The sequence below is a fragment of the Sphingomonas sp. UNC305MFCol5.2 genome, assembly GCF_000712135.1.
Taxonomy (GTDB): Bacteria; Pseudomonadota; Alphaproteobacteria; order Sphingomonadales; family Sphingomonadaceae; genus Sphingomonas.
Genome location: NZ_JOOE01000001.1, coordinates 298919 through 319133, shown reverse-complemented (window position 1 = coordinate 319133; position 20215 = coordinate 298919). Strand labels below are relative to the sequence as shown.

Below are 20215 nucleotides of genomic sequence, written 5' to 3'. Positions count from 1 at the left end.
GAACGCTAACCGACCGCCGACACGAACGCCATACGCAAGTTTCGAAAACGGTCAGTCGGCAACGGACACCTCTTTCACCCGCGGCACGACGCGCAAGACGACGATCAGCAAGGCTGCGAGCGCTAGAGTGGCGGCGAACACGAAATTGCCGGCGGGAAAGCCCCGCTCGGCACCGAAGGCGAGCGCCTGGCTGAGCATCAGCGGCGCGAGGATCAGCGCGACGCTGTTGAGGCTGGCCATGCCGCCCTGCAGCGCGCCCTGATGCTGCGCGTCGGTCATGCGCGAGAGCAGGGCGTTGATCGAAGGATAAGCGAGCGCCTGGAACGCACTGATCGGGATCAGCGCATAGACCATCCAGCCCTCGCGCACGAAGACATAGCCGAGAAAGACCGATCCGCCCGCGAGGATGCCGAGCACTACGGTTCTTTCCTCGCCCCAGCGCTTGATCGCGCGGCCGGTGACGAGCGTCTGGACGAGCGCCATCGCCAGCCCCGAAGCGGCAAGCGACCAGCCGATCGCCTCTTCGTCCCAGCCGAGCGCGATCTCCGACCAGAACGCCCAGGTGGAGGGATAGACCATGTGCGCGAACTGCCAGAGAAACGCGGCGAGCAGCAGCCAGCCTGCATTTCCGGCGTGGAGCAAGGGCCTGAATGCGGCGAAGACGTGCGCATTGCCCCAGCGGAACGCGCGGCGGCGCTCGGGGAGCATGGTCTCGGGCAGGGCGGTCAGGATCCACAGCGCGTTCAATCCGGCCAGCACCGCAGCGGCGATGAAGGGCGCGCGGGCGCCGAGACCCGCCAGCAGCCCGCCCATCGCGGGGCCGAGGATGAAACCGATCCCGAACGCCGCGCCCATCAGCCCGAAGGTGGCACCACGTTTTTCGGGCGGCGTCACGTCGGCGAGCACCGCGTTGGCCGGCCCGTAGGAAGCGCCGGCGACTCCGGCAATCATCCGCCCGACGAACAGCCACGCGATGCTGGGCGCCGCGGCCATGAAGGCATAATCGGCGGCGAAGGCGAGCATCGAGAAGAGCAGGACGGGGCGGCGGCCGAAGCTGTCGCCGAGCGTGCCGAGGATCGGGCCGGCGAAGAACTGCGTGACGGCATAGGCCGCAAGCATATAGCCGCCGATCCGCGCCGCATCCTCGAGGCTGACATGCGCCAACTCGACGATCAGGCGGGGGAGGACGGGCATGACGATGCCGAAGCCGATCGAGTCGATCAGGATCGCGGACAGCACGATCGGCACCGCGCGGTGGTGGAACTGCATCGGCTTCCCCTTTTCGCGCCTCTTTTGGCGGAACAATAGGGGTACGTCAAAGGCCTATCTACGCGTCACCCCGGCCTTGTGCCTCGGTGCCGGCAATGGGTCTGCCCGCCCTTTGTCGCGAAGCCCGCTTGACGCGGGCGTCACCATACCGCAGTTTCGAATCGAGCCGAGTACGGTAGGGAGAGGATGATGGCGACCGCACCCGAGATCGACGCGCCGGCGGATTCGCTCGACGCATTCCGCGCGCAAGTCCGCGCATGGCTGGCGGCGCATTTCCCGCCTTCGCTCAAGGGCAAGGACAATGCGATGTCGGCGGTCGAGGGGCCGCACGCGAATTCGCCCGAGGAAGACGCCTGGCAGCAGGCGATGGGCGAGAAGGGTTGGGGCGTGCCGACCTGGCCCAGCGAATATGGCGGCGGCGGGCTGAGCCGTGCCGAGGCGCACGTGCTGCAGGAGGAAATGGCCCGGATCGGTGCGTGGAATCCGATCGGCGGGATGGGCGTGATGATGTTCGGGCCGACCTTGCTCGAATATGGCAGCGAGGCGCAGAAACGCGAGCATATCCCGCCGATCGCCAAGGGCACGGTGCGCTGGTGCCAGGGCTATTCGGAGCCGGGCGCGGGATCGGACCTCGCCTCGCTCCAATGCTTCGCCGAGGATCGGGGCGACCATTATGTCGTCAACGGCCAGAAGACCTGGACCAGCGGCGGGCAATGGGCCGACAAATGCTTCATGCTCGTCCGGACGGACAAGACGAAGAAGCATGAGGGCATCACCTTCCTGCTCTGCGACATGGACACGCCGGGCGTCGAGGTGAAGCCGATCCGCCTGATCTCGGGATCGTCGCCGTTCTGCGAGACCTTCTTCACCGATGTGAAGGTGCCGAAGGCCAATCGCGTCGGCGAGGAAGGTCAAGGCTGGACGATCGGCAAGAGGCTGCTCCAGCACGAGCGTTCGAGCCTGTCGGGCGGCGGCTCGGCGGCGGGACGGATGTTCGCCGGCGCGCCGCTGGGGCAGCTCGCCAAGAAACATGTCGGCGTGGACGAGCAGGGGCGGATCGCCGATGCCGATCTGCGCACCCGGATCGTCCGGCACGAAATGGACCTGCGCGCCTTCATGCTGACGCTGCGGCGCGCCGCCTCGGAGGCGAAATCGAACCAGGGACCCTCGGCCGCTACCTCGATCATGAAGAACGTCGGGGCGCGGATCATGCAGGAACGCTCCGAGCTGCTGATCGAAATCCGCGGACTCGCCGGGCTCGGCTGGGAAGGTGATGGGTTCGAAGAGGATGCGCTCAAGGACGTGCGCGCCTGGCTCTTCGGCAAGGCAGTGTCGATCTATGGCGGGTCGAGCGAAATCCAGAACAACGTGATCGCCAAGCGCATCCTGGGGATGCTGGATCATCAGTGAATAGGAAAACCCTCTCCCGCTTGCGGGAGAGGGTTGGGTGAGGGTGAGTCGGGGAAGGGCCGGGCGTGCATTGCGCTGAACCCTCACCCCGGCCCTCTCCCGCAAGCGGGAGAGGGAGAAGGGGAGTTTATGGCCGTACTGACCGAAGAACAGACGATGCTGCGCGACATGGCGCGCGAATGGGCGGACAATGAATCGCCCGTCACCGCCTTCCGCAAGATGCGCGATGCGGCGCCGGCGGAATTCTACGACGTCGAAGCATGGCGCGCGCAGGCCGAGATGGGCTGGGCCGGGATATTGATTCCCGAGGCACATGGCGGCGCGGGAATGGGCTATCTGTCGCTGGGTCTCGTGCTCGAGCAGCTCGGCCGCAACCTCGCCGCGACGCCACTCGCCGCAACCGCCGCGGCGACGAGCGCGCTGATCCTCGGCGGCTCGGAGGCGCAGCAGGCCGAATGGCTGCCGCGGATCGCCGCGGGCGAGCTCGTCGCCGCGCTGGCGGTGGACGAAGCGCCGCGATTTGCGCCCGAGCGCATCGAAGCGCGGGTCGAGGGCGGCAAGCTCACCGGCATCAAGCAGTTCGTCGCCGAGGGCGACAGCGCGCAATTGTTCGTCGTGGCCGCCATGGACGGGCTGTATCTGGTCTCGGGCGAAGAGGGAGTCACCCGCAGTCCGCGCAAGCTCACCGATTCACGCAGTCATGCCGAAATCCGGTTCGACGGCGCGCCGGCCGAAAAGCTGGAAGGCGGGACGGATCTGCTCACCCAGGTCACCGACCGCGCCGCGGCGGCGCTATGCGCGGAAATGCTCGGCATGGCCGAGGCGGCATTCGCGCAGACCAACGACTATCTCAAGACGCGCGTCCAGTTCGGGCAAGTGCTCGCCTCGTTCCAGGCGCTCCAGCACCGCATGGCGAAGATGTTCACCGAGCTCGAGCTGATGCGATCGGCGGTGGAAGGCGCGCTGGAGGCGATCGATTCCGGCCGGGCCGATGTCAGTCAGGAAGTCAGCCTCGCCAAGGCGGTGGCGGGGGAGACGCTGCATCTCGTCAGCCGCGAGATGGTCCAGCTCCATGGCGGCATCGGCATGACCGACGAGCACGACGCGGGCTTCTATCTCAAGCGCGCGCGCGTGCTCGAGGCGATGTGGGGCAACGCCGCCTGGCATCGTGACCGGTTTGCGCGGCTGGGCGGTTATTGATCGGCCGCAGGTTTCTGGGCTGCGAGCCCATTAAACCTGTTGAGTTGACTAAGGGCTGAGCCTCTCTTCGTCATCCCCGCGAAAGCGGGGACCCATCTCCCGAGCGAGCGGCAAAATGCACCGGCGCGATTGTGGATAATGCTGGAGATGGGCCCCCGCTTTCGCGGGGGTGACGCGCTTTGACATGAGTCCGACACTCTTCGCCTCACTTTCGGTTTCGCTCGAAACGAACGGGAGAGGTTGCTGCGGCACGCTCAAGCGTCTTGCACGCCTGCTTTCTGAAAGCTGGCCTACTGTAGCGCGCCTGCCTCCCGACTGGTGCAATCGGGCAACACCTGAGAGCCAGTCCCGCTTTGCAACTTTTGTTATGCTTGACGGCCTCTGGGGAAAAGGCTGTATTTCGAGGGTAGGGTATGGAACCGCAAAGTGTTCCGGCCCGTGGTGGGAGAGATGATGATGCGGTTACGCCTTATGTCGGCCTGTGCGGTTCCGGCCATGATCGTGGCGCTCGCAGTGCCCGCTTACGCACAAGATACCCAGGACACCACGACCGAGGCCGACCAGCAGAGCGGCGGTTATGATGCGAACGAGATCGTCGTGACGGCGCAGGGCCGCGCGCAGGTGCTCGCCGACGTGCCGCTCGCGGTCTCGGCGATCAGCGCCGAGACGCTCCAGCAATCGGGCGCGAACGACATTCGCCAATTGAACCAGGTGGCGCCGTCGCTGCTCGTCTCCTCGACCGGCAGCGAGGCCAATGGTTCGGCGCGTATCCGCGGCATCGGCACCGTCGGCGACAATCCCGGCCTCGAAAGCTCGGTCGCGGTGTTCATCGACGGCGTCTATCGCTCGCGTTCGGGCATTGGCCTCAACGAATTGGGCGAGATCGACCGGATCGAAGTGCTGCGCGGGCCCCAGGGCACTTTGGGCGGCCGCAACGCGTCGGCGGGCCTGATCCACATCTTCAGCAAGGCGCCTGCGCCGACCTTCTCGGCGGGTGCCGAAGCCACCTACGGCAATTACGATCAGATCCGCCTCTCGGGCTATCTCAACACGCCGCTGGGCGACACGCTCGCCGCGCGCGTGGACGGCGTCTACGTGAAGCGCGACGGTTTCTATCACGATGTCGTCAACGATCGCGACATCAACGATCGCAACCGCTTTTTCGTGCGCGGGCAACTGATGTTCGAGCCGTCGAGCGATCTTTCGATCCGGCTGATCGGCGACTATACCAAGCGCGACGAGGAATGCTGCGCCGCAACCTATGTCAATCGCAGCATGAACCCATATATCGGCGGGCTCAACGATCCGGCGCAGAACAGCATCATCCGGGTGCTGGGCGCGTTGGGGCAGCCCGCGGCGGCGTTCACCGAAGGCTATAGCCGCGACATCTACGTGACCCCCGGCCGCAGCTACAAGGGCACGACGGAGGACTGGGGCGCATCGCTGCAGATCGACTGGAATCTCGGCGGCGCAAAGCTGACTTCGATCACCGGCTATCGCGACTATTCGAGCGATCAGGGATCCGACACCGACTATAGCTATGTCGACATCCTCTATCGCGCCGCGGACGGCAATTCCGCACGCAGCTTCAAGACCTTCAGCCAGGAATTGCGGCTCCAGGGCACCGCGTTCAACGAGAAGCTCGACTGGCTGATCGGCGGCTATTACGCCAACGAGGATCTCGAGGTCACCGACAACCTCCGCTTCGGCAATCAATATGGCCGCTTCGCGACGTGTCGCCTGATCTCGGGCGGCGGTCTGGCGGGGCTCTATTCGCCGACCTCGGCGGGGTGCCTCGCGGCGCGTCCGGCGGCATTCGGCGCCGCGTCGCCGCTGATCTATGCGGCGATCGACCGGCTCGACGGGATCAACAATCGCGGTTCGACGCTCGACGTCTATAACCAGAACAGCCGAAACTGGGCGCTGTTCACGCACAATATCGTCCATGTCGCCAAGGGCTTGGATCTGACTTTGGGCCTTCGCTACACCAATGAGCGCAAGAAGTTCGACGCGACCTTCGGCAACGACAATGTCGCCTGCGCGCAGAACCAGGCATCGATCCTCGCCTTGCGCGCGAACGCGGCGCTGACCGCGGTGGTCGACGGCATCCTCGGCCTTTCGTGCCAGGGCAATTCCACTTCCGAGCTCAACGGCGTCTCGATCAACGACGAGCGCAAGGAAGACGAATTCACCGGCACTGCGGTGATCTCGTACAAGGCGACCGAGGATCTGCTGCTCTACGGCAGCTATTCGCGCGGCTACAAAGCGGGCGGCTTCAACCTCGACCGCTCGGCGCTCAAGGTGCCGATCCTGCCCTTCGGCGGGCAGGCGGGCGCACAGGCGCTGGTGCACAATCTCCAGTTCGATCCGGAGACCGTCAACGCCTTCGAGATCGGCCTAAAATATTCGACCGGTCCGTTCAGCCTGAACATCGCCGCGTTCCGCCAGGAGTTCAAAAACTTCCAGCTCAACACGTTCAACGGCACGGTCTTCCTCGTCCAGAACGTCAATGGCTGCAGCGACAATCTGAACGGCGGCGATCGCGACCAGAGCAAATTCCCGACCGCAAGCAACTACAATGCCGCCGCCGGCACCACCGGATCGTGTGCCGCGGACAACGTCACTTATGGCGTGCGCTCACAGGGCGTCGAACTCGAGGCCTCGCTGGTGCCGCATCGCGACATCCGCGTGGGGCTGGGCCTGACCTATTCGGAGACGAAATATCGCGACCAGCTCGTCGGCACCGCCGCCGGCGCGCCGCTCGATCAGGCGCTCCGGAAATTGCCGGGCGACAATCTGTCGAACGCTCCCGAGATCGTCGCGACCGCGTCGTTCGCGTGGACGCCGGACATCGGCAGTTCGGGGCTGAGCGGCCTGCTCTATTTCGACAGCCGCCTGACCGACGACTACAATACCGGCTCGGACCTGTTCCCGCAGAAGGAGCAGGACAGCTATGCGGTCTTCAATGCCCGCATCGGCATCCGGGGCAAGGATCAGCGCTGGGCGCTCGAATTCTGGGGGCAGAATATCTTCAACGAGAACTACACCCAGGTCGGGTTCAACTCGCCGTTCCAGGAAGGCTCGGTCGGCGCGCCCTTCACCGATCCGCAATATCCGGGCGGCCGGCAGATCTTCTCGGCCTTCCTGGCCGAACCGCGGACTTATGGCGTGACGGTGCGTTCGCGCTTCTGAACGCGTGCGGGGGAGCGGCCGGTCCGCTCCCTCTTCTTCACCCTGGCGGCGAAAGCTGCCGGCGTCAGTCCTTGAGCACCCGATCGTCGAACAGGCCGTAAGCAAGCGTCGAGGCATAGAATGCCACGGCCTTTTCCCGCGGCATCGTGCTCGCCCATTTGCGCATGTCGAAGGCGGCGTTCTGGAGCGCCATCAGCGCCTGCGACGCGACGAGCGGGTCGATCGCGCGGATCGAGCCTTCGGCGATGCCGTCCGACAGCATGCCTGCGAAGCGGCGGGCGATGCGGTTCGAACGATCGATCATCGTGGTGCGCACGCGCGGTGGGAGGCCCGACAGCGCGGTGGTGCGGAGCAACGGACCGCGCTCGGAGAATTGATAATCGAGCAAGGTCGCGACGGTGCTCTCGAGCCGTTCCCAATGGCTGCCTTCGTGGCTCTCCGCGAGGCGCTGGGCGTCGGCGATGATGTCGAAGCTGCGCTTGTAGCAGGCGATGACCAGCTCGTCCTTGGCATCGAGATGGTGGTAGAAGCTGCCCTTGGTGACGTTGAGCTCGGAGGCGATGCGCTGCACCGAGGCGCCGCGATAGCCGAGTTCGTTGATCAGCCGCGTGGCGGCGAGCAGAAAGGCCTCGCGCCCCGGCTCGGGCTCGTCATGCTCGAGGTCGAGCAGTTCGGGCGCCCAGCCCTGTCCGGGCGCGGCGATGCCCGATCGGAACACGTCCATCAGCCGCGCCTCGACGCGCGGATATTCGTCGACTTCGTAGCGCGGCAGCCACGCAGTGAGCCAGAAGGTGTTCTCGAGCAGCACGTGCGCGCGGGCGCCATGGAGGTCGGTCTCGGCCCGGCTCGCGCCATTGCCCCAGAGGCTGCGGGTCTTGCGGAAGATGTTGCGCCAGCCGGTGAGGAGCTGGCCCTTCATCGGGTCTTCCATCGCGCGCAGATCGGAGAGGATCGCGAAATCGCGCTCCTCGCCGCGGCGGATGCGGGCAAGCCGCTCCATGTTGATGTTGAGATAGCGCGCGACCCGCGCTTCGGGCGTCGGCGCCTCGAGTGCGGCGTCGAGCATCGCATCGAGCCGCTCGAGCGTCTGCTCGAAGGCCGCTGCGGCGAGGTCTTCCTTGCGCTTGAAGTAATAGGTGACCGAAGTCGTGTTGAGCCCGACGCGTCGCGCGACGTCGGCGAAGGTCATGCCCTTCGCGCTCTGCTCGTTGATCGCGTCGGCGGCCGCGGCGAGGATCGCATCACGCTTCGCCTGGAAGCGCTTGGTGCCGCCGCCGCTCTCGATGTTCCCGGGTGCATTCATTGCAATCCAGTCTAGCGATTTCGTGGCGCAGCCAAAGCGTTTTTTGAAGATGTGTGTCCTGATTTTTCTCTACGCTCGGCCCCTTTACCGAATATGCGGTACGCTCTAGGCAGGGGCGGATAACCGAACTGGAGGGTGCTGCGATGGACTTCACGCTGAGCGAGCGGGAAACCTGGTTCCGCGATCGGGTGAAGGCGTTCATCGATGGCGAGATCCGCCCGCGCGACGCCGATTATCGCGCGCAGCAGCAGGAGGGCGACCGGTGGAAAGTGCTCCCGGTGATCGAGGAGATGAAGGAAAAGGCGAAGGCCGCCGGGCTGTGGAATTTCTTCATGCCGCCGCATTCCGGCGGACCCCAGGTCGACGACAGTTTCGCCTTCGAGGGCACGCAGCTCAGCAACCTCGAATATGCTTTGTGTGCAGAGGAGATGGGACGGCTCGGCTGGGCCTCGGAATGCTTCAATTGTTCGGCGCCCGACACCGGCAACATGGAAGTGCTCCATCGCTACGGCACCCGCGCGCAGAAGGATGCGTGGCTCAAACCGCTGATGGAGGGGGATATCCGATCGGCCTTCCTGATGACCGAGCCGGCGGTCGCCTCCTCCGATGCGACGAACATCGAGACGCGGATGGAGCGGGACGGCGATCATTATGTGATCAACGGGCGGAAATGGTGGTCCTCGGGGGTCGGCGATCCGCGCTGCAGGATCGCCATCGTCATGGGCAAGACCAGCCCGGAGGCTTCGCGGCATTCCCAGCAGAGCCAGATTCTGGTGCCGCTCGACGCGCCGGGCGTGCGCATCGAACGGATGCTTTCGGTTTTCGGGTATGATCATGCGCCGCATGGGCATGGCGAAGTCGTGCTCGAGAATGTGCGGGTTCCGGTGGAAAATGTCCTGCTCGGCGAAGGCCGCGGATTCGAGATCGCGCAAGGGCGGCTCGGGCCGGGGCGGATCCATCACTGCATGCGGACGATCGGCGTGGCCGAGGAAGCGATCGCGGCGATGGCGAAGCGGCTGGTGAGCCGGATCGCGTTCGGCAAAAGACTCTCGGACCATTCGGTGTGGGAGCAGCGCATCGCCCGCGCTCGCATCGACATCGAGATGACGCGGCTGCTCTGCCTCAAGGCGGCGGACATGATGGACAAGGCCGGCAACAAGGCCGCGCAGCTCGAGATCGCGATGATCAAGGTGCAGGCGCCGACGATGGCGCTGCAGATCATCGACGACGCGATCCAGGCGCATGGCGGCGCGGGCGTATCGAGCGACTTCGGACTGGCGCACGACTGGGCGGGAATCCGAACGCTGCGCCTCGCCGACGGGCCGGACGAAGTCCACAACCGGGCGATCGCGCGGGCGGAGTTCGGGAAATACGGGGACTTCAAGGCAGATCGGGTGAGCAGCGGCGAGATCGGCGTGAGCCGCTAGCAGCGAAAGTGTTCCCCTCCCGCTTGCGGGAGGGGCAAGGGGAGGGTGCGACGGGGAGGTTCGCGCGACTCGCGCACGTCAGACCCTCCCCCAACCCCTCCCGCAAGCGGGAGGGGAGCAGAGACGGATAGCGGGAGGAGAGATGAAAGCAGCCGTATTGTTCGAAGCCGGGAAGCCGCTCGAGATCACCGAAGTCCTGGTCTCCAAGCCCGGCCCGCGCGAGGTGTTGATCCGCACCGTCGCCTGCGGGGTGTGCCGTTCGGACCTGCACTTCGTCGACGGCGCGTTTCCGCATCCGGTGCCGACGGTGCCGGGGCACGAGGCGGCGGGCGTGATCGAGGCCGTCGGCAGCGACGTCGCGCATCTGAAGCCCGGCGATCACGTCATCACCTTCTTTACGGTGTTCTGTGGGGCCTGCGAGATGTGCGTAACCGGGCGGCCCTCGCTCTGCATCGATCCGTCGACCCGGCGCCCGGCCGATGCCGAGCCGCGGCTGAAGCTCGCCGACGGAACGCCGCTCGCACCCTTCCTCAATCTCTCCGCCTTTGCCGAAATGATGCTGGTCCACGAGAATGCCTGCGTGGCGATCAGCAAGGAGATGCCGCTCGATCGCGCCGCGTTGCTCGGTTGCGCCGTGATCACCGGCGCGGGCGCGATCTTCAACGACAGCCGGGTGCGGCCCGGCGAGACCGTCGCGGTGATCGGCGCGGGCGGGATCGGGCTGGCGGCGATCAATGCGGCCAAGATCGCCGGCGCCGGACAGATCCTCGCGATCGACCCGATGCCCGAGAAGCGCGAACTCGCGATGAAGCTCGGCGCTACGGGAACGCTCGATCCGAGTTCGGAGACCATCGTCAAGGATGTGCTCAAGCGCACCAACGGGGGCGTCCACTACGCGATCGAGGCAGTGGGACGGCCCAACACCGCCGAACTGGCCTGGAACATCCTCCGCCGCGGCGGCACCGCGACGATCCTGGGAATGATCGCGCCGGGCAACAATGTCAGCCTGCCGGGGCCGACTTTCCTGACCGGCAAGAAGATCCAGGGATCGCTGCTGGGCTCGACGCGCTTTCCGATCGACATGCCCCGGCTGGTCCAGATGTATCTCGACGGACTGCTCGATCTCGACACGATGGTCGCCGAGCGGATCAGGCTGGGAGACGTCAACGCGGCGATGGAGAAGCTCCGCGGCGGGCACAGCGTGCGCTCGGTGATCGAATTCGCATGAGCGACATGGACGAAACCCGCCTCGGCGAGTGGCTCGCGGCGAACGTCGCCGGCTTTGCCGGGCCTTTCGCGATCGAGAAGTTCGCAGGCGGTCAGAGCAACCCGACCTATCGCATTGATGCAGCCAGCGGATCCTATGTCCTGCGCCGGAAACCGTTCGGGCCGATATTGCCCTCGGCCCACGCGGTGGAGCGCGAGCACCAGCTGATCGCAGCGCTGCACCCGACCGGCTTCCCCGTCGCGCGGCCTTATGGGCTTTGCGAAGATGCCGAGGTGATCGGCGCGCCTTTCTACATCATGGAGATGGTCGAGGGGCGGACCTTCTGGGACGGCGCGCTGCCCGACATGGGGGCGATTGAACGAACCGCCGTGTACGAGGCGATCGTCGACACGCTCGCGGCGCTGCATTCGGTCGATTATGAAGCGGTGGGCCTCGGCGAATATGGCAAGCCCGGCAATTATTTCGAGCGGCAGGTGGCGCGCTGGTCGAAGCAATACCGGATGAGCCAGACCGATGACCTGCCCGAGGTCGAGAAATTGATCGAGTGGTTGCCGCGGACGGTGCCGGCGCAGACGCGGACGAGCATCGTCCATGGCGACTTCCGCATCGACAACATGATCTTCGCGCCTGCGGAGCCGCAAGTGCTGGCGGTGCTCGACTGGGAATTGTCGACGCTCGGCGATCCGCTGGCGGACTTCTCCTACTTCCTGATGAGCTGGGTGACCGAGCCCGAGGGGCGTTCGGGCGTGAAGGGCCTGACCGGGCCGACGACCGGCATTCCGACGATCGAGGCCGTGGTCGAGCGCTATTGCGCAGCCACGGGCCGCGACGGGGTGCCCGACCTCAACTGGTATTTCGCATACAACCTCTTCCGACTCACCGGGATCGTCCAGGGGATCAAGAAGCGGATCATCGAGGGCAACGCGTCGAGCGACCAGGCGGCGAAGACGGTCGAGCGGCTCCCCGGGCTGGCGGCATCGGCATGGCATTTCGCGCGGGAGGCAGGGGCGTGAGCCAATTGCCGTCACCCCCGCGAAAGCGGGGGCCCATCTCCTGCCTGCGCCACATGCATGACAGGGGTAGATACATTTGGCTTCTCTCCGAGATGGGTCCCCGCTTTCGCGGGGATGACGAAAAGGATTGAATATGACCGGGCTATTCGACCTTGCCGGCAAAGTGGCGATCGTTACCGGGTCGACCAAGGGTATCGGCAGAGCGGCGACCGAGGCGCTCGCGGCGCATGGGGCCAAGGTCGTCATATCGAGCCGCAACCAGGATGCGTGCGAGGCGGTCGCGGCGGAGATCGACGCGCGGCACGGGGCCGGGACGGCGCTGGCCGTGGCTGCCAGCATTTCGGACAAGGCGGCGCTCGAACATCTCGTCGCGGAGACCCGGCGTGCGTTCGGGCGCATCGACATACTCGTCTGCAACGCCGCGTCGAATCCCTATTACGGGCCGCTCGAAGGCATCGCCGACGAACAGTTCCGCAAGATCCTCGACAACAACATCCTCTCCAACCACTGGCTGATCCAGATGGTGTCGCCCGAGATGCGGGCGCGGAAGGACGGGTCGATCATCATCGTCTCGTCGATCGGCGGATTGCGCGGGTCGCCGGTGATCGGGGCGTATAATGTCTCCAAGGCCGCCGATTTCCAGCTGGCGCGCAACTACGCGGTCGAGTTCGGGCCGGACAATGTGCGCGTGAACTGCATCGCCCCCGGGCTGATCAAGACGGACTTCGCCCGCGCCTTGTGGGAGGATCCCGAGCGCATCAAGGTGACCAATTCGACCACGCCCTTGCGCCGCATCGGCGAGCCGGAGGAGATTGCCGGCGCGGTGGTCTATCTGGCGAGCAAGGCCAGCGCGTTCATGACCGGGCAGGCGATGGTGATCGATGGCGGCGTGACGATCTAGCCGTCATCCCGGCCTTGTTCCGGGGTCCACGGTGCCGCGCGCAAAGGACTGGAGCCTCTTGCTTCACACCCGGCTGCGTGGTGGACCCCGGAACAAGTCCGGGGTGACGAAAAGGGAGAGGGCAGCATGCGATTCAAGGACAAGGTCGTCATCGTCACCGGCGCGGGATCGGGGATCGGGCGGGCTACCGCGCGGCTGTTCGCCGAAGAGGGTGCGCAGGTCGTCGCCGCCGACCTGAATGAGGCGGTGCACGAGACCAATGCCGGACGGGACGACATGCTCGCCGTACAGATGGACGCAGGCGACGAGGCCGATGTCGAGCGGCTCGTCGCCACTGCCTGCGATCGCTTCGGCGGGCTGGACGTATTTTACGCCAATGCCGGGATCTCGGGCGGGGCTTCGGGAATCCTCGACTCCACCGTCGAGCTCTGGACCGAAGTGCTGCGGGTCAACCTGATCGGCCCCGCGCTGGCGATCAAGCATGCCGCGCCGCGGATCGTCGAGCGCGGCGGCGGCGCCATCCTGTGCACCGCCAGCGTCGCGGGCCTGCGATCGGGCGCGGGCGGGCCGGCTTATTCGGCGAGCAAGGCGGGAGTGATCAACCTCGTCCAGACCGCCGCGCAGCAGCTCTCGACCTCGAATGTGCGGGTCAATGCGATCTGCCCCGGGCTGATCGAGACCGGCATGACCGCGCGCGCGTTCGAATATGCGCGCGAGGTGGGCAAGGAGGACAAGCTCGGACGGCTCAACCCCTTGCGGCGCGCGGGCGCGCCCGAGGAGATCGCCCGCGTGGCGCTGTTTCTCGCCAGCGACGAGGCCAGCTATGTCAACGGTCAAGCCTGGGTGGTGGACGGCGGGCTCTCCTCGAGCCATCCGGTGACGCGGCAGGAGTTCGGCAAGCCCGCTTTCTAGAGTGTCGCCTCGCCGCGCAGGACGGGCACGCAGTTGCCGCCGACGCTGGCGCGGATGCCGTCCGCGGTGCGCCATGCGCGGAGACTGAGGCTGCTGGTACGGCCCAACTCGACGCCCTGGACCGTCTCGAAGCGTGCCTCGTCATCCCCGGTAAGCGACAACAGCAGCGCGGCGAGCGTGGCGTTGGCGCTGCCGGTGGCGGGGTCTTCCCAGGTGCCGGAGAGCGGCGAGAACATGCGGGCGCGGATGCGATTGCCGTCACGGGCGTAGAGGAAGATCGAGAGGCGGTCGCCGGCGCCGAGATGTTCTTCGGCGACGCTGCGATAGGTCGCGACATCGGGAAGCGCGCGAGCGAGCGCCTCGGCGGTGACCTCGACCAAAGTGAAATCGACGCCGACGCTGGCGCGGGTGGGAATGTGCGAGCTGGTCACCAGATCGGAGGCGGCGAGGCCGATGCACGGGGCGATCGCCTCGACGGGCAGCGTGCCGAGTATCTGGAGCGGCTGCGGCGCGTCGATCTCGGCGCCGGTCGGGTGGCCTTCGGCGTCGCGCTCGATGCGGATTTCGACGAGGCCGGCGATCTCCTCGAAACGGAGCACGTCGCCTGCCTCGGGGCGCAGGCCGGCGAGGACATAGCCGGTGCCGACATTCGGGTGGCCGGCAAAGGGCATTTCGGCAGTGCGATGGAAGATGCGCACGCGCGCGGTGTTGGCGGGATCGGCGGGCGGCAGGACGAAGGTCGTCTCGCTATAGTTCATCTCGGCGGCGAGCGCCTGCATCTCGGCGTCGCTCAATCCCTCGGCAGCGGTGAACACCGCGAGCGGATTGCCGCCGAAGCGGGTGTCGGTGAACACGTCGAGGGTGACGTAGGGGAAGCTGCGCGTCGTCATGCGCCGCCTTTTGCTCAACCGCGGTCGTTGCGCAAGCGGATCAGGCCTTCCTGTGCGACGCTGGCGACCAGGCGGCCGTCGCGGCTGTAGATCTTGCCGCGGTTGAAGCCGCGCGAATGGCCGGCCCAGGGGCTGTCGGTGGTGTAGAGCAGCCACTCGTCGAAGCGGAACGGCTCGTGGAGCCAGATCGCGTGGTCGAGGCTGGCGGTCTGGACCTCGCCGGTCATCCAGCTGACGCCGTGCGGGAGCAGGCAGGTGCCGAGCAGAGTCATGTCGCTGGCATAAGCGAGCATCGCGCGGTGGAGCGCGAGATCGTCGGGAAGCGGCGCGACGACGCGGAACCAGCTGTGCTGCTCGGGCGCCATCTTGTCGGGGGCGAACCAGTTGCGCGGGTTGACCGGGCGGATCTCGATCGGGCGGGCGCGCAGGAAGAAGCGGCGGAACTTCTCGGGGACCTGGTCGCGGATCTGCTCGCGCAGCTCGCGTTCGGAGCGGAGCGTGTCGGGATCGGGGACGTCGGGCATCGCGTCCTGGTGGTGCAGGCCTTCGGCGGGCGACTGGAAGCTCGCCGTCATGTTGAGGATCGGCTGGCCCTTCTGCATCGCGACGATGCGGCGATTGGCGAAGCTGCGGCCTTCGAAATCGCGGACGACGCGGTAGATGATCGGGTAATTCTCGTCGCCCGGGCGCATGAAATAGGCGTGAATCGAGTGCGCGACCTTGTCGCCGTCCACCGATCGCTGAGCGGCCTGGAGAGCCTGTGCGACAACCTGCCCTCCGAACACGCGGCCGACGCCGCCGGGAAGGCGGGGGCCGCGATAGAGATCGGTGTCGATCTCCTCGACGTCGAGGAGGGTGGAGAGCAGCTGGACGAGCTCGGCGGGAGTAGGTTCAGGCATCAATATCCCGCCGCCTGCGCCAGCGCGCTGGCGTGGAAATTGGCGTCGCCGAACAGCTCGGCGAGGACACGCGCCCGCTTCATGTAGAAGCCGATATCATATTCGTCGGTCATGCCGATGCCCCCGTGCATCTGGATACCTTCTTGCACTGCCAGCGTGGTGGCGAGACCAGTCATCGCCTTGGCGACCGAGACCGCGTCGGTGGCGCGCTCGTCATTGGCGTCGAGGAGCTGCTGTGCCTTGAGGACGGCGGCGCGGGCGACTTCCATCTCGCTGTAGAGATGCGCGGTGCGGTGCTGGAGCGCCTGGAAGCTGCCGATCAACTGGCCGAACTGCTTACGTTCCTTGAGGTACGACACCGTCATGTCCATCGCGCCGCCGCCGACGCCGAGCAATTCGGCCGACGCGCCGGTGCGTCCGGCGGCGAGCAAGCGGGCGAGGGGGGCGGCGCCCCGATCGACTTCGCCGACCACTGCGTCGGCATCGACTTCGACGCCGTCGAAGGTCAGGCGTGCGGCGAGGCTGGCGTCGGCGAGACGCTGCGGATCGGCGGAGAGACCCTTCGCGTCGGCAGGTACCGCGAAGAGGGTGGTGCCATGATCGGTCGCAGCGGCGACGAGGAGCAGATCGGCGACGTGGCCATGCGCGACGAACTGCTTGGCGCCAGTGAGGCGGAAGCCATTGCCCGAACGCTCAGCCTTCATCGCGATCTTGCCGTCATGCTTGGCGCGCTCGTCGATTGCGAGCGCGGCGACGATCTCGCCGGCGAGAATGCCGGGGAACCAGCGCGCGGCGTGCGGCGTGCCCTTGAGCGCTTCGACCGCGGCGACGGCGGTGGTGAGGAAGGGCGAGGGCGACAGGTTGCGACCGATTTCCTCGAGCACCACCCCTGCCTCGACATGGCCAAGGCCGAGGCCGCGATCGGCTTCGGGGATCAGGATGCCGGTGAGGCCGAGCTCGGCGAACTGCTTCCACAGATCGCGCGAGAATCCGGTGGCGTCATCGGCGTCGCGGAGCGCCCGCATGTGGCTGACGGGAGCGTGCTCGGCGACGAAGTCGCGCGCGGTGTCGTGGAGCATTTGCTGTTCGTCGGTGAGGTAGAGGGGCATTCAATTCTCCCTCTCCCCTTCAGGGGAGAGGGCCGGGGAGAGGGGCAGTCTCTCGCGCCGACCCATGATTGTTTGGAGACTGCCCCTCTCCCTAACCCTCTCCCCTGAAGGGGAGAGGGAATTTCAGCTCGGCAATTCCAATATCCGCTTGGCGATGATGTTGAGTTGGATCTCGGATGTACCGCCCTCGATCGAATTGGCCTTGGTGCGCAGCCAGGCACGCGGCGCGGCACCGTGGTTCGAGGCTTCGCTTTCCCATTCGAGCGTGTCGGAGCCGCCCGCGGCCATGATCAGCTCGTGGCGCGTCTTGTTCAGCTCGGTGCCGTAATATTTCATCATCGAGGGCTGGGCGGGATGCGCGCGCCCCGTCTTGAGCTCGTCGATGAAGCGCTCGGACATCGCCGCGAACGCTTTCGAACGCACTTCGAACAGGGCGATCTGGGCGCGCAGGATCGGGTCGACTCCGCGGCGCGCAGCTTCGATCAGCGGATCCTCGCCGCGACTGGCGAGGCCCATGCCCGAGATCATCTCACGCTCATGGCCAAGCAGATATTTGGCGACGTCCCAGCCCTTGTTTTCGTCATGGACGCGATTGGCCTTGGGCACCTTCACATTGTCGAAGAAGGTCTCGCAGAAGGGGGAATAGCCGCTGATCAGCAGGATCGGTTTGGTCGACACCCCTTCGCTGGCCATGTCGAACAGCACGAAGCTGATCCCGCCTTGCTTGCTGGCCTTGTCGGTGCGGACGAGGCAGAAGATCCAGTCGGCCTGATCGGCATACGACGTCCACACCTTCTGGCCGTTGACGATATAATGGTCGCCGGCGTCCTCGGCCGAAGTGGCGAGCCCGGCAAGGTCGGAGCCGGCATTGGGCTCGCTATAGCCCTGGCACCAGCGGATCTCGCCGCGGGCGATCTTCGGAAGATGTTCGAGCTTCTGTTCCTCGGTGCCGTATTTTAGGAGCGCCGGTCCGAGCATCGAGATGCCGAAGCTGTTGAGCGGGTTACGACATTTTAGCCGGGCCATCTCCTCGCGGAGGATCTTGGTCTCGGCCGGGCTGAGGCCGCCGCCGCCATATTGTTTCGGCCAGTCGGGAACGGTCCAGCCGCGCGCGCCCATGCGGTCCATCCAGAGCTTCTGGTCGGGATGTGCGTAGACCGGGTTGCGACCGCCCCAAGTGGCGTCTTTCTCGCTGCGCATCGGTGTGCGCATGGTCGGTGGGCAGTTTTCCTCCAGCCATGCGCGGGTTTCGGTGCGGAAGGTTTCCAGATCCTCTGCCATTTCTTTTTCTCTTGGCCCTCTCCCGCTTGCGGGAGAGGGTTGGGTGAGGGTGAGTAGGGGCGGGGTCGAGAGTGCATTGCTCTTAACCCTCACCCCGGCCCTCTCCCGCAAGCGGGAGAGGGAGAAACGTATCACTTGTTAAACTTCTCGCCCTTTTCGGCCTTTTCGCGGAGTAGGGGGGCGACTTCGAAGCCGTGCTTCTCGAGGCCGGCGACGATCTTGCTCAGGCCCTCGGTATCGGCCCAGAACATCGGGCCGCCGCGATAGACCGGCCAGCCATAGCCGTAGATCCATACCACATCGATGTCCGACGCACGCTGGGCCTTGCCCTCGGCGAGGATCAGCGCGCCTTCGTTAACCATCGGATAGAGCGTGCGCTCGATGATCTCTTCCGTCGTCACCTCGTGCTGAGGCGTGCCGGTCTTCTTGCGGAAATCCTGGATGATCTCGGCGACGCGCGGGCTGTTCGAGGGATTACGCTTCTCGTCGTAATCGTAGAATCCGGCGCCCTTCTTCTGACCCCAACGGCCCTCGGCGGCGAGCGCGTCGCGGATGCTTTCTATGCGGGTGGGATCGCGGTGCCAGCCGATGTCCACCCCGGCGAGGTCGGACATCTGGAACGGACCCATCGGCATGCCGAACTCGACATGGACGCGATCGATCTGCTCGGGCGTGGCGCCTTCCATGAGGAGCTTCATCGCCTCGACCTGGCGCGGCATCAGCATGCGATTGCCGATGAAGCCGTGGCACACGCCGGCAATGACGGCGATCTTCCTGATCTTCTTCGAGACCGCCATGGCAGTAGCGAGCACGTCATCGGCGGTCTTCTCGCCGCGGACGATCTCCAAAAGCTTCATCACATTGGCCGGCGAGAAGAAGTGGAGACCGAGCACGTCCTGCGGACGCGAGGTGCTGGCGGCGATCTCGTCGATATCGAGGTACGAGGTGTTCGAGGCGAGGATCGCGCCGGGCTTGCAGATCTTGTCGAGCTTGCCGAACACGTCCTTCTTGACGTCCATGCTCTCATAGACCGCCTCGATGACGAGGTCGCAATCGGCGAGGTCCTCGAGGGCGAGCGTCGGCTTGAGCAGGCCCATCGCCTGATCGACCTGCTCGGGCTTGATCCGGCCCTTGGCGGCCGAGCCTTCGTAATTCTTGCGCATCACGCCGGTGCCGCGGTCGAGCGCTTCCTGCTGCATTTCGACGATGGTGACGGGAATGCCGGCCGAGAGGAAGTTCATCGAGATGCCGCCGCCCATCGTGCCGGCACCGATCACGCCGACGCGCTTGATGTCGCGCAGCTGGATGTCTTCGGGAATGCCGTCGATCTTGCTCGCCTTGCGCTCGGCGAAGAAGATGTGGCGCTGCGCGGCGGACTGGACGCCCATGATCAGCTTCATGAAGTTCATCCGCTCGGCCTGGACGCCTTCGGCATAGGGGGTGCCGGCGGTCTTCTCGATCAGGTCGATGATCGTGGCGGGCGCCTCGAAGCCGCGGAAGCGCTTGGCGTTGGTCTTGCGGAAGGCGTCGAACACGGCCGGATCGACCGTGACCGGGCGCTCGCTGGAGCGCGATACGGGCTTGCCGATCACTTCATTGGCATAAGCGACGGCATCTGCAAGCAGGCTGCCCTCACCCGCGAGGCGATCGACGAGACCGGCGTCCTTCGCCCTGGCGGTTGGGACGGGATCGCCCTTGGCGGCAAGCTCGAGCGCAAATTCGACCCCCGCGACGCGCGGCAGGCGCTGGGTGCCGCCGGCGCCGGGAAGGATGCCGAGCTTCACTTCGGGCAGGCCTAGCTTCGCCGAGGGGACGGCGATGCGATAATGACAGGCGAGCGCGACTTCGCAGCCGCCGCCCAGCGCGGTGCCGTGGATCGCGGCGACCACCGGCTTGTCGAGCGCTTCGATCTGATCGAGCAGCACGGGTAGCGAGGGCTCCTGCATCGCCTTGCCGAACTCGGTGATGTCGGCGCCGGCGAAGAAGGTCTTGCCCGCGCAGGCGATGACGACGGCCTTGATGCTGTCGTCGTTCTTCGCTTCCTCGATCCCGGCTTGCAGGCCCTGGCGGACCGCGGCGCCGAGCGCGTTCACCGGCGGATTGTCAGAGGTGAGGATCAGGACATCGCCCTGGCGGCTGGTGGTGATGGGGGACGTCATTGGTTTCTCCATGTTTTGCGGT

The 20215-nt window shown here is 65.9% G+C and carries 15 protein-coding genes; 8 read left to right on the top strand and 7 right to left on the bottom strand.

What is annotated here, in order from left to right; genetic code table 11:
* Nucleotides 1-51: 51 nt before the first annotated feature.
* A complete protein-coding gene (locus BR78_RS0101590) occupies nucleotides 52-1269 on the bottom strand; it encodes an MFS transporter (RefSeq protein ID WP_197021247.1) in 1218 nt (405 codons plus the stop codon).
* Nucleotides 1270-1458: 189 nt separating this feature from the next.
* Between BR78_RS0101590 and BR78_RS0101585 the strand changes: the two genes are divergently transcribed.
* The 3 genes from BR78_RS0101585 to BR78_RS0101575 all read left to right on the top strand — a co-directional run bounded on the left by BR78_RS0101585 (nucleotide 1459) and on the right by BR78_RS0101575 (nucleotide 7071).
* A complete protein-coding gene (locus tag BR78_RS0101585; protein WP_029934424.1) occupies nucleotides 1459-2679 on the top strand; it encodes an acyl-CoA dehydrogenase family protein in 1221 nt (406 codons plus the stop codon).
* Nucleotides 2680-2808: 129 nt separating this feature from the next.
* On the top strand, nucleotides 2809-3879 hold the full coding sequence (locus BR78_RS0101580; RefSeq protein WP_029934422.1) for an acyl-CoA dehydrogenase family protein: 1071 nt from the start codon (nucleotides 2809-2811) through the stop codon (nucleotides 3877-3879).
* 453 nt (nucleotides 3880-4332) lie between these two features.
* Nucleotides 4333-7071, top strand: coding sequence for a TonB-dependent receptor domain-containing protein (locus tag BR78_RS0101575; protein WP_037566075.1), 2739 nt, complete (start codon nucleotides 4333-4335; stop codon nucleotides 7069-7071).
* Nucleotides 7072-7135: 64 nt separating this feature from the next.
* Here BR78_RS0101575 and BR78_RS0101570 read toward each other — a convergent pair whose 3' ends face one another.
* Entirely contained in the window at nucleotides 7136-8374 is a 1239-nt protein-coding gene (locus BR78_RS0101570) for a TetR/AcrR family transcriptional regulator (protein ID WP_029934417.1), read from the bottom strand.
* A gap of 143 nt (nucleotides 8375-8517) precedes the next feature.
* Here BR78_RS0101570 and BR78_RS0101565 point away from each other — a divergent pair, with 143 nt between their 5' ends.
* From BR78_RS0101565 to BR78_RS0101545, 5 genes are all read left to right on the top strand, one after another.
* The gene (locus tag BR78_RS0101565; protein WP_029934416.1) at nucleotides 8518-9801 is read left to right on the top strand and encodes an acyl-CoA dehydrogenase family protein; all 1284 of its coding nucleotides are present in this window, start codon (nucleotides 8518-8520) and stop codon (nucleotides 9799-9801) included.
* 142 nt (nucleotides 9802-9943) lie between these two features.
* Nucleotides 9944-11029: a Zn-dependent alcohol dehydrogenase gene (locus tag BR78_RS0101560; protein WP_029934414.1), complete on the top strand. Its 1086-nt coding sequence runs from the start codon at nucleotides 9944-9946 to the stop codon at nucleotides 11027-11029.
* On the top strand, nucleotides 11026-12042 hold the full coding sequence (locus BR78_RS0101555; protein ID WP_029934412.1) for a phosphotransferase family protein: 1017 nt from the start codon (nucleotides 11026-11028) through the stop codon (nucleotides 12040-12042). The genes BR78_RS0101560 and BR78_RS0101555 overlap by 4 nt, the downstream gene beginning before the upstream one ends.
* Nucleotides 12043-12175: 133 nt before the next feature.
* Nucleotides 12176-12943, top strand: a complete 768-nt coding sequence (locus tag BR78_RS0101550; RefSeq protein ID WP_029934410.1) for an SDR family oxidoreductase — start codon at nucleotides 12176-12178, stop codon at nucleotides 12941-12943.
* 126 nt (nucleotides 12944-13069) lie between these two features.
* A complete protein-coding gene (locus BR78_RS0101545) occupies nucleotides 13070-13855 on the top strand; it encodes an SDR family NAD(P)-dependent oxidoreductase (protein ID WP_029934409.1) in 786 nt (261 codons plus the stop codon).
* Here the strand turns inward: BR78_RS0101545 and BR78_RS0101540 are convergent.
* The 5 genes from BR78_RS0101540 to BR78_RS0101520 all read right to left on the bottom strand — a co-directional run bounded on the left by BR78_RS0101540 (nucleotide 13852) and on the right by BR78_RS0101520 (nucleotide 20193).
* Nucleotides 13852-14745, bottom strand: a complete 894-nt coding sequence (locus BR78_RS0101540; protein WP_029934408.1) for a PhzF family phenazine biosynthesis protein — start codon at nucleotides 14743-14745, stop codon at nucleotides 13852-13854. The genes BR78_RS0101545 and BR78_RS0101540 overlap by 4 nt on opposite strands.
* Before the next feature lie 14 nt (nucleotides 14746-14759).
* Nucleotides 14760-15644: an acyl-CoA thioesterase gene (locus BR78_RS0101535; protein WP_029724202.1), complete on the bottom strand. Its 885-nt coding sequence runs from the start codon at nucleotides 15642-15644 to the stop codon at nucleotides 14760-14762.
* Nucleotides 15644-16753 carry an acyl-CoA dehydrogenase family protein gene (locus BR78_RS0101530; RefSeq protein ID WP_029934407.1) on the bottom strand — a complete coding sequence of 370 codons (1110 nt, stop codon included), beginning with the start codon at nucleotides 16751-16753 and terminating at the stop codon, nucleotides 15644-15646. The genes BR78_RS0101535 and BR78_RS0101530 overlap by 1 nt, the downstream gene beginning before the upstream one ends.
* 123 nt (nucleotides 16754-16876) lie before the next feature.
* A complete protein-coding gene (locus BR78_RS0101525) occupies nucleotides 16877-18034 on the bottom strand; it encodes an acyl-CoA dehydrogenase family protein (RefSeq protein WP_029724204.1) in 1158 nt (385 codons plus the stop codon).
* A 131-nt stretch (nucleotides 18035-18165) separates the two neighbouring features.
* The gene (locus BR78_RS0101520) at nucleotides 18166-20193 is read right to left on the bottom strand and encodes a 3-hydroxyacyl-CoA dehydrogenase NAD-binding domain-containing protein (RefSeq protein ID WP_037565866.1); all 2028 of its coding nucleotides are present in this window, start codon (nucleotides 20191-20193) and stop codon (nucleotides 18166-18168) included.
* Nucleotides 20194-20215: the final 22 nt, after the last annotated feature.

What these genes read in the sequence shown, in the direction of transcription:
- BR78_RS0101555 (WP_029934412.1), top strand. Translation starts at nt 11,026, where the DNA reads ATGAGCGACATGGACGAAACCCGCCTCGGCGAGTGGCTCGCGGCGAAC.
- BR78_RS0101575 (WP_037566075.1), top strand. Translation starts at nt 4,333, where the DNA reads ATGATGCGGTTACGCCTTATGTCGGCCTGTGCGGTTCCGGCCATGATC.
- BR78_RS0101540 (WP_029934408.1), bottom strand. Translation starts at nt 14,745, where the DNA reads ATGACGACGCGCAGCTTCCCCTACGTCACCCTCGACGTGTTCACCGAC.
- BR78_RS0101525 (WP_029724204.1), bottom strand. Translation starts at nt 18,034, where the DNA reads ATGGCAGAGGATCTGGAAACCTTCCGCACCGAAACCCGCGCATGGCTG.
- BR78_RS0101570 (WP_029934417.1), bottom strand. Translation starts at nt 8,374, where the DNA reads ATGAATGCACCCGGGAACATCGAGAGCGGCGGCGGCACCAAGCGCTTC.
- BR78_RS0101535 (WP_029724202.1), bottom strand. Translation starts at nt 15,644, where the DNA reads ATGCCTGAACCTACTCCCGCCGAGCTCGTCCAGCTGCTCTCCACCCTC.
- BR78_RS0101580 (WP_029934422.1), top strand. Translation starts at nt 2,809, where the DNA reads ATGGCCGTACTGACCGAAGAACAGACGATGCTGCGCGACATGGCGCGC.
- BR78_RS0101520 (WP_037565866.1), bottom strand. Translation starts at nt 20,193, where the DNA reads ATGACGTCCCCCATCACCACCAGCCGCCAGGGCGATGTCCTGATCCTC.
- BR78_RS0101565 (WP_029934416.1), top strand. Translation starts at nt 8,518, where the DNA reads ATGGACTTCACGCTGAGCGAGCGGGAAACCTGGTTCCGCGATCGGGTG.
- BR78_RS0101550 (WP_029934410.1), top strand. Translation starts at nt 12,176, where the DNA reads ATGACCGGGCTATTCGACCTTGCCGGCAAAGTGGCGATCGTTACCGGG.
- BR78_RS0101530 (WP_029934407.1), bottom strand. Translation starts at nt 16,753, where the DNA reads ATGCCCCTCTACCTCACCGACGAACAGCAAATGCTCCACGACACCGCG.
- BR78_RS0101585 (WP_029934424.1), top strand. Translation starts at nt 1,459, where the DNA reads ATGGCGACCGCACCCGAGATCGACGCGCCGGCGGATTCGCTCGACGCA.
- BR78_RS0101545 (WP_029934409.1), top strand. Translation starts at nt 13,070, where the DNA reads ATGCGATTCAAGGACAAGGTCGTCATCGTCACCGGCGCGGGATCGGGG.
- BR78_RS0101590 (WP_197021247.1), bottom strand. Translation starts at nt 1,269, where the DNA reads ATGCAGTTCCACCACCGCGCGGTGCCGATCGTGCTGTCCGCGATCCTG.
- BR78_RS0101560 (WP_029934414.1), top strand. Translation starts at nt 9,944, where the DNA reads ATGAAAGCAGCCGTATTGTTCGAAGCCGGGAAGCCGCTCGAGATCACC.